The sequence below is a fragment of the Oryzihumus sp. JJN4-3R genome (genome assembly GCF_057747915.1).
This window is the reverse complement of sequence record NZ_CM173229.1, coordinates 966,249-978,857: the sequence shown is the minus strand read 5'-3', so window position 1 is coordinate 978,857 and position 12,609 is coordinate 966,249. Positions and strand designations below refer to the sequence as shown.

The window sequence follows — 12,609 nt, the reverse complement described above, 5'->3', positions numbered from 1 at the left end:
TGACACCACCTTCGGGAGCCGCCGTGACCGTCCTGTCCGACCCTGTTGCCGCCACGACGGGTCCGGGTCGCCGCCACGTCGACCTCGGCGGGCTCGGCCTGGAGGCCGGTGGCTCGCTGCCGGAGGTCCGCGTCGCCTACGAGACGTGGGGCCGGCTCAACGCCGCCAGGGACAACGCGATCCTCGTCGAGCACGCCCTGACCGGGGACAGCCACGTCGCCGGTCCCGCCGGCGACGAGCACCCCACGCCCGGGTGGTGGGACGGGCTGATCGGGCCGGGCCGCCCGCTCGACACCAACCGCTACTTCGTCGTCGCCAGCAACGTCCTCGGCGGCTGCCAGGGCACGACCGGCCCGTCCAGCCCGGCACCCGACGGCCGGCCGTGGGGGAGTCGCTTCCCGTTCGTCACCGTGCGCGACCAGGTCGCCGTGGAGGCCCGGCTCGCCGACGCGCTCGGCATCGACCGCTGGGCCGGGGTGCTCGGTGGCTCGATGGGCGGCATGCGCGCGCTGGAGTGGGCGGTGACGCACCCCGACCGCGTCGAGGCGTGCATCGTGCTGGCCAGCGGGGCCTACGCCACGGCCGAGCAGATCGCGTGGTGCCAGCCCCAGCTGCTGGCCATCCGCCAGGACCCGCACTTCCATGGCGGTGACTACTACGACCGGCCCGCCGGCCCCGACGCCGGCCTGGGCCTGGCGCGGCGGATCGCCCACGTCACCTACCGCAGCGAGCACGAGCTGGCCGAGCGCTTCGGCCGGGAGCCCCAGGGGGCCGAGGTCCCCCTGGGGGGCGGGGGCCGCTACGCGGTCGAGAGCTACCTGGACCACCACGCCGACAAGCTGGCGCGCCGGTTCGACGCCAACTCCTACCTGGTCCTCACCGAGGCCATGAACTCCCACGACGTCGGGCGGGGCCGGGGCGGCTGGCAGGCCGCCCTCGAGCGCGTCACGGCCCGGCTGACCGTGGCCTGCGTCGACTCCGACCGGCTCTACCCGCCACGGCTCTCGGACGAGATGGCCTCCGCGCCCGCCTCCGTCGGCGCCGCCTGGCGGGTCCGGTCGGACTACGGCCACGACGGCTTCCTCATCGAGATCGGCCAGGTCGGGCAGATCCTTCGCGAGGCGCTCGGCGACGCGGCGCGGTCCTGACGACGCATCTGCCGATATCCGGTACGGTCGCCGCACGGAGCAGCAGGTGCTGCGCGACTGGACAAGGAGGTTCAGGTGGCCGTCGTCGTGGGGTATGTGCCGACCAAGGAGGGCCGTGCGGCCCTGCGTCGAGCCGCGGAGGAGTGCCTGCTGCGGCGGACCAGGCTGATCGTCATCAACTCCCATCGCGGCGGCAAGGACCTCGACGCCGACGAGGCGCGCCGGTTCGACGAGGAGCTGCGAGCGGTCCAGGGCCAGCTCGAGCAGGTGGGCGTCCAGCACGAGGTGCGCCAGCTGGTCCGGGGCAACGAGCCGGCCGAGGACCTCATCGCCGCCGCGGAGGAGTCCGAGGCGGACTTCATCGTCATCGGCCTGCGCCGGCGGACCCCTGTGGGCAAGCTCATCCTCGGCTCCAACGCCCAGCGCATCCTCCTCGACGCCCCCTGTCCGGTCCTCGCAGTCAAGGCTCCGCCGGAGGGCTGAGCCCGTCGCGCGGGGCCCGGCCACCCGGCTGTGCGGCTCGTGCGCCTCGGGTGACGGGAAGGATTTCCCGATCTGGTGCGTTTGTGCAGGTGGAAGGGGGTCAATTCCGTGTCAGGACTGTCGGATCCGGCCTCTGAGGGCGCGAGCACGACCCCCGACGTTTTACAATGTTCATCTGCCCGACCGAAGAGCCGCCGCCACTTCGGTCACAACGAACTTCCCGCACGTCATGGTTCTCCGTCGGCGCCGCCTCCGGAGCCGCTGAGACGTGTGGTGCACCAGATTCGCGACGAAAGGTAGTCGGTGTCGCCTGTGTCGAACGCCCGTCCCGCTGCGTCGGAGCGCCCTGCGCGTCCGCTCCCGGCCGAGTTCTCCCACCCCGCCCTCCAGGAGCTGCTCGCCATTGGCTCCGCCAACGGCTCGGTGGACAGCAACCAGCTCCGTGATGCCCTCCTCGGAGCTGAGGTCGAGCCCAAGAGGATGAAGGCGGTGCTCCGCTCCCTCGAGGAGATGGGGATCAACGTCACGCTGGACACCGCCACCGCCCACCGCGCGGTCGCCGCCACCTCGGCGCGCCGCACGACCACGGCGCGTGCCACCAAGACGACGGCCAAGAAGGCCGGCACAGCGACCAAGACTGCCCCGGCGAAGGCGACGGCCAAGAAGGCCGCCGCCACGACCACCAAGGCTGCGGCTGACGCGGCGGCGGCGCCGGCCAAGAAGGCTGCCGCGAAGAAGACCACCACGAAGAAGGCCGCGGCCAAGAAGGCAAGCGCTGCCACCGCCGCCGATGGGGTCGAGGAGGTCGTCGAGGACGACGCCGAGCCCGCCGAGGTCGACGAGAGCGAGCTCGAGGAGGTCGTCGTCGAGGACGACGCCGAGGTCGCCGAGACCCCTGACGGCGAGGAGGAGACGACCGAGGTCGCGGCCAAGGCCGGGACCGAGGAGGAGTCCGAGGACGCCGGCTTCGTCATCCGCGACGACGACGAGGAGGACGCACCGGCGCAGCAGGTCGTCACCGCCGGTGCGACCGCCGACCCGGTCAAGGACTACCTCAAGCAGATCGGCAAGGTCGCCCTGCTCAATGCCGAGCAGGAGGTCGAGCTCGCCAAGCGCATCGAGGCCGGCCTGTTCGCGGAGGAGAAGCTGAACTCCGGCGACAAGATCGACATGAAGCTCAAGCGCGAGCTGTGGTGGATCGCCCAGGACGGCAAGAAGGCCAAGAACCACCTGCTCGAGGCCAACCTGCGTCTGGTCGTCTCCCTGGCCAAGCGCTACACCGGTCGCGGCATGCTCTTCCTGGACCTGATCCAGGAGGGCAACCTCGGTCTGATCCGTGCGGTCGAGAAGTTCGACTACACCAAGGGCTACAAGTTCTCGACCTACGCGACCTGGTGGATCCGCCAGGCGATCACCCGCGCGATGGCCGACCAGGCCCGCACCATCCGCATCCCGGTGCACATGGTCGAGGTCATCAACAAACTCGCGCGCGTCCAGCGCCAGATGCTGCAGGACCTCGGCCGGGAGCCCACCCCGGAGGAGCTCGCCAAGGAGCTCGACATGACCCCCGAGAAGGTCGTCGAGGTCCAGAAGTACGGCCGCGAGCCCATCTCCCTGCACACCCCGCTCGGCGAGGACGGCGACAGCGAGTTCGGTGACCTCATCGAGGACTCCGAGGCGGTCGTCCCGGCCGACGCGGTCTCCTTCACCCTGCTGCAGGAGCAGCTGCACTCGGTGCTCGACACCCTCTCCGAGCGCGAGGCCGGCGTCGTCTCGATGCGCTTCGGCCTCACCGACGGCCAGCCCAAGACCCTCGACGAGATCGGCAAGGTCTACGGCGTGACCCGCGAGCGGATCCGCCAGATCGAGTCCAAGACGATGTCCAAGCTGCGCCACCCGTCGCGCTCGCAGGTCCTGCGCGACTACCTCGACTGAGCAGCCTGAGAGCAGCCCCCGAAGCGCCCGCCACCCTCGACGGTGGCGGGCGCTTCGCCTGTTCCGGGGCTGTCGGGCTCCACCAGCCGCCCGGGTGGCCCCTCAGCCGAACGGCCGAGGCCACGCTCCGACCGGCCCCGCAGAATCGGGGCACGGAGCGGGTGAGGGCCACGAGCAGGAGGCAGCATGCACGCGGATCGGGGTCTGTCGGCTCCCCATGGCAGCACGCTGGTCGACCTGGTGGTCGGCCCGGACCGGGCGCGCGAGCTCGAGGCGGGCGCCGCGGCCTGGCCGGACTGGTTCCTCACGCCGCGGCAGCGCTGCGACCTGGAGCTGCTGGCCTGCGGGGCCTTCTCGCCGCTGACCGGGTTCATGGACGACGTCGACCACGCGCTCGTGTGCGACCGGATGCGGCTGGGCGACGGGACCCTGTGGCCGATGCCGATCACCCTGGACGTGGACGACCAGACGCTGCGCCGGGCCGAGGCCGCCCGGCACCTGGCGCTCCGGGACGCCGAGGGCCACCTGGTCGCCGTGCTCCAGCCGCGCGGGGCCTACCGAGCCGACCACCAGGCCGAGGCCGAGGCCGTGTTCGGCAGCGTCGACCCGGCACACCCCAGCGTCGAGCACCTGCTGCACCGCACCCACCGCTGGTACGTCACCGGCCGCCTCGAGGTCCTGCCCGAGCGGCCCGGCGCACTCGGTGCCGGTGAGGGGCTGCACACGCCGGCCTCGCTGCGGGCCCACTTCGACCGGCTCGGCGTCGGCCGTGTCGTGGCCTTCAACACGCGCAACCCCATGCACCGGGCGCACCAGGAGCTGACCCTGAGGGCGGCCCGCCAGACCGGGGCGCATCTGCTCATCCACCCGGTGGTGGGCCCGACCAAGCCCGGCGACGTCGACGTCGACACCCGCATCGCCTGCTACCGCAGCCTGATGCCCAGCTACCGCCCCGGGCAGGCCACGCTGGCCCTGCTGCCGCTGGCGATGCGCATGGGCGGCCCGCGCGAGGCGCTGTGGCACGCGATCATCCGGCAGAACTTCGGCGCCACCCACATGATCGTGGGCCGCGACCACGCCGGCCCTGGCCGGGACAGCCAAGGCCGACCCTTCTACAGGCCGTATGCCGCCCAGGAGCTGGTGCGCCGGCACCAGCGCGAGCTGGAGGTGACCATGGTCTCCTTCCCGCAGCTGGGCTACGTCGCCACCACCGACAGCTACGAGCCGGTCGACGAGGTGCCCCCGGGCACCCCCGTCCGGATGATCTCGGGCACCGAGGTGCGCGAGCGCCTCGCCCGCGGTGAGGCGTTGCCGTCCTGGTTCACCCCGCCGGCGGTGGCCGAGGTGCTGCGGCGTCGCTTCCCGCCGGTGCCCCAACCCGCGAGCTGATCATCGCCTCCCGCCGGCGCCCTGGTCTGCCGGGCTGACCGGCGGTCCAGAGGTGGGTGCGCGGAGCGGCACACACCTGCTGGCGCGCGTGCCTGCGCGCGGACCCGGCATACGCCTGCTTGCGTGGGTGCGCGCGTGGCTGTGCGCACCGGCACCGGCCTGCCGCCTGGATCGGACCCGGCTGACCGGCCCCGTGGCCGGCCGGCGCGCACGCGGCGCACCGCGCAGCCTGCGACCCGGCCAGGGCCCGGGGATCCGTCCCGCTCAGCCCGCGTCGGGTGCGGTGAAGGCGGCGTAGGCCTCCTGCGCCCGCCGCCGCAGCCTCGGGGCCGCCTGGTCCCAGGCGGCGGCCAGCGCGGCCTTCTCGCGGTCGCGCTCGGGGGAGGGGACCCACAGCTCACCGGCCGGGGCCGACGCGCCGCCGTGTCCTCCGGCCGGGACGCCGTCACGGGTCAGGGCCCGCACCTCGGCGCGGCTGACCAGGCCCGACTCGAAGCCCAGCAGGACCGGGGACAGGGTCGGGCGCGCCCTCACCAGGGCGTCGCACTCCCGGCGCAGCTGCTCGTCCAGGCAGGGTTCGGCGAAGGAGGTGCCGAAGCGGGCGTTGAGCCGCCGGACCACCGGCGCGAGGTCGCGGGTCACCTGCGCGAACTCGCCGACCACCATGGCGTCCCGGTGCGGCATCAGCTGCTCGTAGAAGCGGGCGTAGGCCAGCATCGCGTCACGCAGGTCCACGTGGGGCTCGCGGACGAGCTGGGACAGGACCGCGCCCCTCGGCTCGCGGACCACGGTGAGCACGGGGAGGCCGCGGTGCACGGCACTGACGATCTGCGCGCCGGCGTGCAGGTGATGGGCCAACCGGACCGGGCGCTCCTGGGCGAGCTGGAAGGCGTAGACGACGAAGGTGCTGGCGCAGCGGGTGTAGCCGTCGATCACCAGCTCCGTGGTGGGACCGACGACCTGCGGGCTGGGCCCGGGGTGGCGCCGCCGCGCGATGGGCAGGTAGAGCGTGGGGCTCTCGGACAGGTAGGTCCGTGCCCGGTGGCGCACGCGTCGGGCCGGGGAGACCGTCGGGCTGCGGGTCATGACGCGCTCCTTGCGGGTCGGGGCGAGGCCAGCAGCCTGCCGAAGAGGTCGAGGTAGACCCTCTCCTGGTGCTCCCAGGCGACCTGCTCGCGGACGCGGGCGCGTCCGGCGTCGCCCATCCGCAGGCGACGTCCGGGGTCCGACAGGAGCCGGTCCACCGCCTCGGCCAGGGCCACCACGTCCCCGGCCGGGACGTAGTCGCCGGCCGCTGCACCCAGGGCCCGGGTCTCGGGCAGGTCGAAGCCGACGAACGGCACGCCGCAGGCCATGTACTCCATCACCTTCACCGGCGAGACCACCGGCTCCAGGTTGGGTTCGAGCCCGACGTCGGCGTCCCGCAGGTGGGCGAAGACCTCCTCCTCACCCAGCCATCCGGTGAGCTCCACGTTGGCGGTGATGCCAAGGTCGGCCGCGAGCCGGCGCATCGGCTCCCGCCGCTCGCCGTCACCGACGAAGACCGCCCGCAGGTCCGTGCGTCCCTGCACGGTGACCAGGTGGGCCACGGCGCGGACGGCGAGGTCCACCCCGTCCTGCCGGCCCATCACCCCCACCCAGACGCACACGCCACCGGTGGGGGCCACGTCCCGTGCCGCCCCGGAGGCCGGTGCCGGAGCCAGGTTCGCCAGGCGGGGGCCGTTGCCGACGATGGTCACGGCGTCCGCCGCCAGGCCTCCGCGGGTCCGGGCCACGTCCCGCAGTGACTCGTTGACCGTGACGACGTGGTCGGCGGCCCGGAAGCTGAGCCGCTCGCAGGCCAGCAGCGTGCGGTGGACCAGTCCGGTGGAGCGGCCGTACCGCGCGACGTAGACCTCGGGGGAGAGGTCGCGCTGGTCGAGCACGACGGTCGTGCCGAGCCGCCGGAACGGCAGGGCCAGCGCGACGTAGATGTCCGGTGTCCCCGAGACCTGGACGAGGCGGAACGGCTGCTCGCGGTGGACCCGCCAGATGAGGACGGCCGCCATGAGCCAGGACCACGCGTACTCGCGCACGAACGACAGCCGGCTCTCGGCCTCCGGGGGTGCGGGGTAGTCGAGCAGCCGCACGCCCGGGAGGGCCGGGTTGTCCGGATCGCGCCGGCAGATGACCGTGACGTCGTAGCCGGCCTCGCTCAACGAGGTCGCCTGCTTGCGCAGCCGGTGGTCGCGAGCGAGGGAGACGTTCTCGACCACCAGCAGCACGTGGGGGGCTGCCGGGCGGCCGTCTTCGCGCCGGCCGTCTTCGCGCCGGCCGTCTTCGCGCCGGCCGTCTTCGCGCCGGCCGTCTTCGCGCCGGCCGGCCGAGCGGCGCCGGCCCAGGAGGCTGCCCTGCAGGCTCTCTGCGGCGCGGTCCAGTGCGCGCAGCAACGTCACGCGCGGCCCTCGGTCGGTGCGGCCTCGGCGCCCGGCACCCGCGCGACCGCATCCGACTCGACGGGGCGCACCGGTGCGACGGCGCCGGGCGCGTCCCGGCGGGCCGACCGGGCCCGGCAGGGGTGGGTGAGCACGGCCCACACCGGGCCGTCGCAGGACCGCCTGACGAGGTCGTGCGCCCGCTTCACCGAGCGCCGGTCGGACAGGGCCGTGTCCACCACGAGCAGCGCGGCGTCGGCGCGTCGCAGCGCGTCCACCGTGCTGGCGGAGGCGGTGACTGCCGCCGCCTGCACGATGACGACGTCGTGCGTCTGGCTGAGGAACGGCACGGCGCTGTCGACCTGGTCCAGGCGCAGGCCCGAGACCTCGAGCAGCTCCGGCGGTGCCGAGAGCAAGCCGTCCAGCGTGGCCCGGTCGGCCACGGCCGGGACCACGACCACGGAGCGTCGCGCCTCCGCCGCGGCCGCCGCGAGGTTGGCCACGACGACGTCCCGGGCCTCGTGGTCGCGCGGGCTGGCGCAGGTGACCACGATCGTCATGCCCTCCCCGAGCCGGGTCGCCCCGAGCAGGCTCGCCCGCAGGAACCGGTAGGCCTCGGCCACCCGGGACCGGGGGTGGGCGGACACCACGAGGCGCTCCTGGCCCCGCAGCCGCGGCCGCGGCAGGACGCCGAGGACCGGCCCGGCGGTCAGCGCCGCCAGGTCGCCGGCGCCGCGCACGTGGTGGTTCCAGCGGTCGCGCAGGGCGGCGATGCCGGTGCCGAGGGCCAGGCCGAGGATGACCGCGACGCCGATCTGGAGGAGGTGGTCGGGGCCCGACGGCGAGGTGGGGGCGCTGGCCGGGGTGATGACCTCCACCCGCTGGGGGATGTCCTTGTCGGCCGTGGCCTCACGGACGCTGACGTAGGCGTCCGAGAACGCCTTCGCGCGCACCATCGCCTCCTCCGGGGTGGCCGCCGAGGCGCGGAACTCCAGCACGTGCGTGTCGACGGGGACCGCGATGTCCACGCCCCTGACCGCGTCGTCGGCCGACAGGTGCAGCGTGTCGGCCGCCACGGCAGTGACCGAGCCGGAGGTCGCCAGGGCCTTCTCCGTGCCCATGTCGGGCGCGGGCGGGGCCCCGCCGTTGGGCAGCAGCTGCGGTGCCACGACGACCCGCGCGACCGAGGTGTAGGTCGCTGGCTGGGCGTAGCTGAGCGCTGCCACGGCGGCGGTCACCAGGGCGGCGAAGCAGAGGATCAGCACCGCATGGGCCAGCAGGAAGGGACGGCCCGCACCTCGGGGCCCTTCCCCTGCGAACGGGGGCGAGCTGGGCGTCATACGGTCACGGCTCCTTCAGGTACGACCGCGGGGGCCGCGGTGTCGGGCGGATGGGGCAGGGGGCGGGCCAGGGCGGCGAGGATGAACAGGGCGTCCCCGGCGCCGCGGTAGGTGAGGTGAGGGTCGAAGACCATGAGGACGGCCATGACGATGACGGCCACGAACAGGCCGGTCCCGGCGGCGCCGACCGCGTCGTGGCTGGTCCGGGCCAGGGCCAGCGAGCGCTTGGCGACCCCGCGCACGAACCAGGCGAAGGCCAGCAGCAGGGGGATGCCGCCGCCCCAGAGCAGCCAGATGTAGCCGCTCTCGATCCAGACGAACCCCGTCGCCTGGCTGGCCACGGGGACCCGGGCGCTGGGGCGCACCCCGAGCACGAAGCCGCCGTGGTTGAGCAGCTCGGGCAGGAAGTAGCTCTGCAGGTTGCGCAGCCGCCCGGTCCAGCTGACGGGCAGGCCGGACGCGCTCTGGAAGCCGGAGAGCCGCACCGAGATGACCGGCCACGCCACCACGGCCGCGGCCGCGCCGAGGGGCAGGGCCAGGAACAGCAGCCGGGGGCGGCGGATCACCACGGCGGTGAGGGCCGAGGCCAGGAGCAGCCCGGCCGCGCTGGAGAACTCGCCCGAGGCGACGGCCGCCACGGCGAACAGGCCGCCGACACCGCTGAGCAGGACCTTGTGGCGGGCGCCGCGGGAGACCAGGCCGGCCACCACGGCGAGGTTGAGGATCATCAGGTCGGCCATCGCGGCCGGCAGGGCGAGCGTCGAGCCGCCCCGGGGGTTGGCCAGGGCGCCCACGTTGCCGTTGGGCACGTAGTAGGTCGACAGCAGCGAGCGCGTGTGGAAGAGGTCGAGCGCCTGCAGGATGGCGATCACGGCCACCACGGCGGCGACGCCGACGGACAGCTGCAGGCAGCGCCGGACCTGGGCCTCGGTGCGGACGCTGGTGCGGACGATCAGGTAGACCGCGCCGAGCTTCCACAGCACCAGGGCGTAGAGCAGGTCGTCGTTGCCGATCGGCTGCTGCCGCAGGGCCATCCACGTCAGCGGGATGACCGAGCTCGCGACGGCCATCGCGAGCAGGGCCCACTCGGTCCGGTTGGGCCGGAACGAGGGGCGCGACCCCTCCCGGGCGAGCAGCAGCGCGCGGGCGACGAGGCCCGCCCCGACCGCGGCCGCCAGGGCCTCGTTGGGGCGCAGCATCGGGATGGCCGCGCCCCGGTCGATGCCGGCGGTCAACGGCGTGACCACGATGAGGGAGTACGCCGCCACCGACGGGTGGATCGCCACGGTCACGACGAGGGCGGCCACGGCGAGCAGGGCCACGCCGAGCAGGGGCTGGCGCAGTCCGAGCCACACGGCCACGGGCAGGCCGAGCAGGCCCACGCCCACCCACGGGGGCAGCAGCCGGCGCACCCGGGACGTCCCGGCGAGGTCGACCAGGACGCTCATGACAGGTCCTCGCCGAGGCGGCCGCGGCGCCCGATCCCTCCGAGCAGCCACCGCAGCTCGGGGGCGCGCAGGACGGCCGAGACAGCCGCGTAGGTGAGCAGCCCGACGAGCGCCCCCGCCAGGACCGCGAGGGCGCTGCCGACCCGCCCGGTGGTGGCCGACGCCACCTCGTGCGCGGTCAGCCACGCCGGGCCGGCCATCAGCACCGCCGCGGCGCAGGTGCGGGCCAGCGAGGGCAGCAGCCGGACCGGGCCGCTGGCCAGGCGGCGCCGCAGCAGGAGCCACATGCACAGGGCGCCGGCCAGGGTGCCGGCGGAGTACGCCGCCCCCAGGCCAGCCAGAAGCGCCGGGCCCTCGAGGAGGAGCACCGACAGGCCGGCCCCGAGGAGGCACACGGCCACCTGGGTGGCGGCCGCCAGCAACGGTGCGCGGGTGTCCTTCTGTGCGTAGAACGCGTAGCTGCACAGCGTGAACACCGCCTGGCCGACGACGGCGGCCGACAGCGCGCCGAGCGAGGCGGCGACCATGGCGACCCCGGTGTCGGTGCCCATCCGTCCGACCGCGACGAAGCGCGCCAGGAACGGGACGAGGGTCAGGCAGCCCGCCGCGGCCGGCACCGCGACGAACAGGCCGAGCCCGAGGGAGCGGACGAACGCGTCGTGGAACTCCTCGGCCTCGTGCCGCACGAACAGCCGGGACAGCCAGGGCAGCATCCCCAGCGCGACGGGTGTCACGCCCAGCGCCACCGCGAGGTAGACGAAGCTGAGGGCGAGCTGGAAGCCCACGACGCCGCCGGTGGTGCGGTTGGCGGCCGCCAGCAGGATGATCACCTGCACGGCCAAAAGCCCGGCCTGCCCCAGCGACGGCAGCGCCCGGCGGATGATCGTGGTGACCTCCGGGTTGCGCCAGCCCGCCAGCGGCCGCAGCACGACGCCGGCCCGCCGGGCGCCCCACCACTGGAGGGCGGCGTGGGCGGCGACGGCGGCGGTGGTCCCGAGCCCGAGCAGCAGCAGCTCGCCGGTGCCGGTCCCGCCGGTGGGGGACTGGTGCTGACCCCGCACTGCCGCGTCGATGCCCAGCACCACGATGATCCCGACGTTCTCCAGCGCAGGCGCCGCCGCCGCCAGGCCGAAGCGCTGGTGCGCGTTCATCGTCGCGGAGGCCGTGCCGACGACGGCGTAGCAGAAGACCTGGGGGGCGAACATCAGGAACAGCAGCCGGGCCATCTGAGCCTGGTCGGCCCCGCCGGCGCCGGCCTGGTGGTCGGGGGCGGTCACCGCCAGGAGGGTCGGGGCCAGCAGGACGGCGACCGGAAGGACCACGGCCAGGGCGAGCAGGGTCGTGCCGAGGAAGCCCCCCGCGAGGCGCTCGCTGGCGCACCGGTCGCGCTCGTCGACGTGGTGCACCAGGGCCGGGACCAGCAGCGAGGTGAACAGTGAGCCGGCGAGCAGGCCGTAGTAGATGAGGTTGGGCAGGGCGTTGGTGAACTGGAACGTGTTGCCCAGCACCGTCGGGCCCAGGACCGCGCCGATGGCCGCGATCCGGACCAGCCCGGTGACCCGGCTGACCACCGTCCAGGTGGCCACGGTCACCGAGTCGGCCGCGGCCCGCGACCCGGCCCCGGGGTCCGGGGGGAGGCCGCGCTCGGGGGTGACGCCGCGCTGCGCGGCCGGCACGCGCTCCGCGGCCGGCTCGCCGGCCGTCGTCCGCGGCGAGGGCGCCCGCCCGCCGGTCCCGCTCATCCGGCGTCCCCGGGCCGCAGCACGACCAGGACGGTCCGCAGCAGCAGCTGCACGTCCAGCGCGAAGCCGCACCGGCGGACGTACTCCAGGTCGAGGTCCAGCGCCTGGCGCATCGTCAGGGTGCTGCGCCCGCTCGTCTGCCACAGGCCCGTCATCCCGGCGGGCACGGCGAACCGCGCGGCATACCGGTCCTCGAGGAGCTCGCGCTCCCATGGGAGCACCGGCCGCGGCCCGACCAGCGACATGTCCCCCCGGAGCACGTTGACCAGCTGCGGCAGCTCGTCCAGGCTCGTCCGCCGCAGCAGTCGGCCCAGCGGGGTGAGGCGCGGGTCGTCCTCGAGCTTGAACAGCGTGTGGGGGGTCGAGGCATCCCCGGGGTCCTCGGCCAGGAGCCGCTGCACGTAGTCGCGGTGCAGCTCGTCACTGCACCCGTGTGTCATCGTGCGGAACTTCAGCATCGTGAAGGGCTCGCCGTCCCGGCCCACCCGCGTCTGGCGGAACAGCGCCGGGCCGGGCGAGGTCAGGCGCACCAGCGCCGCCACGACGGCGAGCACGGGGGAGAGGAGGACCAGCCCGACCGCGGAAGCGCCGAGGTCCAGGCCCCGCTTCGAGACCCGGTATGCCGGCCGGTGCCGGGCGGCGGTCGGCCCGCCGGCGGTGCGACGCGCCATCCAGCCCGGTGTCCGCGCGCGGGTGCGTCCTGGTCCCCT

Annotated in this window: 10 protein-coding genes; 4 read left to right on the top strand and 6 right to left on the bottom strand. The window is 74.4% G+C overall.

Annotated elements, in window-relative coordinates; translation table 11 throughout:
• Positions 1 to 23: 23 nt before the first annotated feature.
• From metX to sat, 4 genes are all read left to right on the top strand, one after another.
• Positions 24 to 1,148 (top strand): homoserine O-acetyltransferase MetX, encoded by a 1,125-nt coding sequence (gene metX, locus AC3ANM_RS04420; protein WP_488286928.1) that lies wholly within the window; start codon positions 24 to 26, stop codon positions 1,146 to 1,148.
• A 75-nt stretch (positions 1,149 to 1,223) separates the two neighbouring features.
• Positions 1,224 to 1,631 carry a universal stress protein gene (locus AC3ANM_RS04415; RefSeq protein ID WP_488286927.1) on the top strand — a complete coding sequence of 136 codons (408 nt, stop codon included), beginning with the start codon at positions 1,224 to 1,226 and terminating at the stop codon, positions 1,629 to 1,631.
• Positions 1,632 to 1,943: 312 nt separating this feature from the next.
• Positions 1,944 to 3,566 (top strand): RNA polymerase sigma factor, encoded by a 1,623-nt coding sequence (locus AC3ANM_RS04410; protein WP_488287909.1) that lies wholly within the window; start codon positions 1,944 to 1,946, stop codon positions 3,564 to 3,566.
• A 186-nt stretch (positions 3,567 to 3,752) separates the two neighbouring features.
• A complete protein-coding gene (sat, locus tag AC3ANM_RS04405; protein WP_488286926.1) occupies positions 3,753 to 4,955 on the top strand; it encodes a sulfate adenylyltransferase in 1,203 nt (400 codons plus the stop codon).
• 264 nt (positions 4,956 to 5,219) lie between these two features.
• On the opposite strand, the gene AC3ANM_RS04400 is transcribed toward sat, so the two are convergent.
• The 6 genes from AC3ANM_RS04400 to AC3ANM_RS04375 are packed head-to-tail and all read right to left on the bottom strand — an operon-like array spanning position 5,220 to position 12,570.
• Complete coding sequence (locus tag AC3ANM_RS04400) at positions 5,220 to 6,041, bottom strand: hypothetical protein (protein WP_488286925.1); 822 nt, start codon at positions 6,039 to 6,041, stop codon at positions 5,220 to 5,222.
• Positions 6,038 to 7,390 (bottom strand): glycosyltransferase family 4 protein, encoded by a 1,353-nt coding sequence (locus AC3ANM_RS04395; RefSeq protein ID WP_488286924.1) that lies wholly within the window; start codon positions 7,388 to 7,390, stop codon positions 6,038 to 6,040. Before AC3ANM_RS04395 ends, AC3ANM_RS04400 begins: the two co-directional genes overlap by 4 nt.
• The gene (locus AC3ANM_RS04390) at positions 7,387 to 8,709 is read right to left on the bottom strand and encodes a YveK family protein (protein ID WP_488286923.1); all 1,323 of its coding nucleotides are present in this window, start codon (positions 8,707 to 8,709) and stop codon (positions 7,387 to 7,389) included. Before AC3ANM_RS04390 ends, AC3ANM_RS04395 begins: the two co-directional genes overlap by 4 nt.
• Entirely contained in the window at positions 8,706 to 10,157 is a 1,452-nt protein-coding gene (locus AC3ANM_RS04385; protein ID WP_488286922.1) for a hypothetical protein, read from the bottom strand. The genes AC3ANM_RS04390 and AC3ANM_RS04385 overlap by 4 nt, the downstream gene beginning before the upstream one ends.
• Entirely contained in the window at positions 10,154 to 11,899 is a 1,746-nt protein-coding gene (gene murJ, locus AC3ANM_RS04380) for a murein biosynthesis integral membrane protein MurJ (protein ID WP_488286921.1), read from the bottom strand. The genes AC3ANM_RS04385 and murJ overlap by 4 nt, the downstream gene beginning before the upstream one ends.
• Positions 11,896 to 12,570 (bottom strand): sugar transferase, encoded by a 675-nt coding sequence (locus AC3ANM_RS04375; RefSeq protein ID WP_488286920.1) that lies wholly within the window; start codon positions 12,568 to 12,570, stop codon positions 11,896 to 11,898. Before AC3ANM_RS04375 ends, murJ begins: the two co-directional genes overlap by 4 nt.
• Positions 12,571 to 12,609: the final 39 nt, after the last annotated feature.

Bases quoted from the DNA above. Each gene is read 5' to 3' on its own strand.
- sat (WP_488286926.1), top strand. From the start codon at position 3,753: ATGCACGCGGATCGGGGTCTGTCGGCTCCCCATGGCAGCACGCTGGTC.
- AC3ANM_RS04400 (WP_488286925.1), bottom strand. From the start codon at position 6,041: ATGACCCGCAGCCCGACGGTCTCCCCGGCCCGACGCGTGCGCCACCGG.
- AC3ANM_RS04390 (WP_488286923.1), bottom strand. From the start codon at position 8,709: ATGACGCCCAGCTCGCCCCCGTTCGCAGGGGAAGGGCCCCGAGGTGCG.
- AC3ANM_RS04385 (WP_488286922.1), bottom strand. From the start codon at position 10,157: ATGAGCGTCCTGGTCGACCTCGCCGGGACGTCCCGGGTGCGCCGGCTG.
- murJ (WP_488286921.1), bottom strand. From the start codon at position 11,899: ATGAGCGGGACCGGCGGGCGGGCGCCCTCGCCGCGGACGACGGCCGGC.
- AC3ANM_RS04375 (WP_488286920.1), bottom strand. From the start codon at position 12,570: ATGGCGCGTCGCACCGCCGGCGGGCCGACCGCCGCCCGGCACCGGCCG.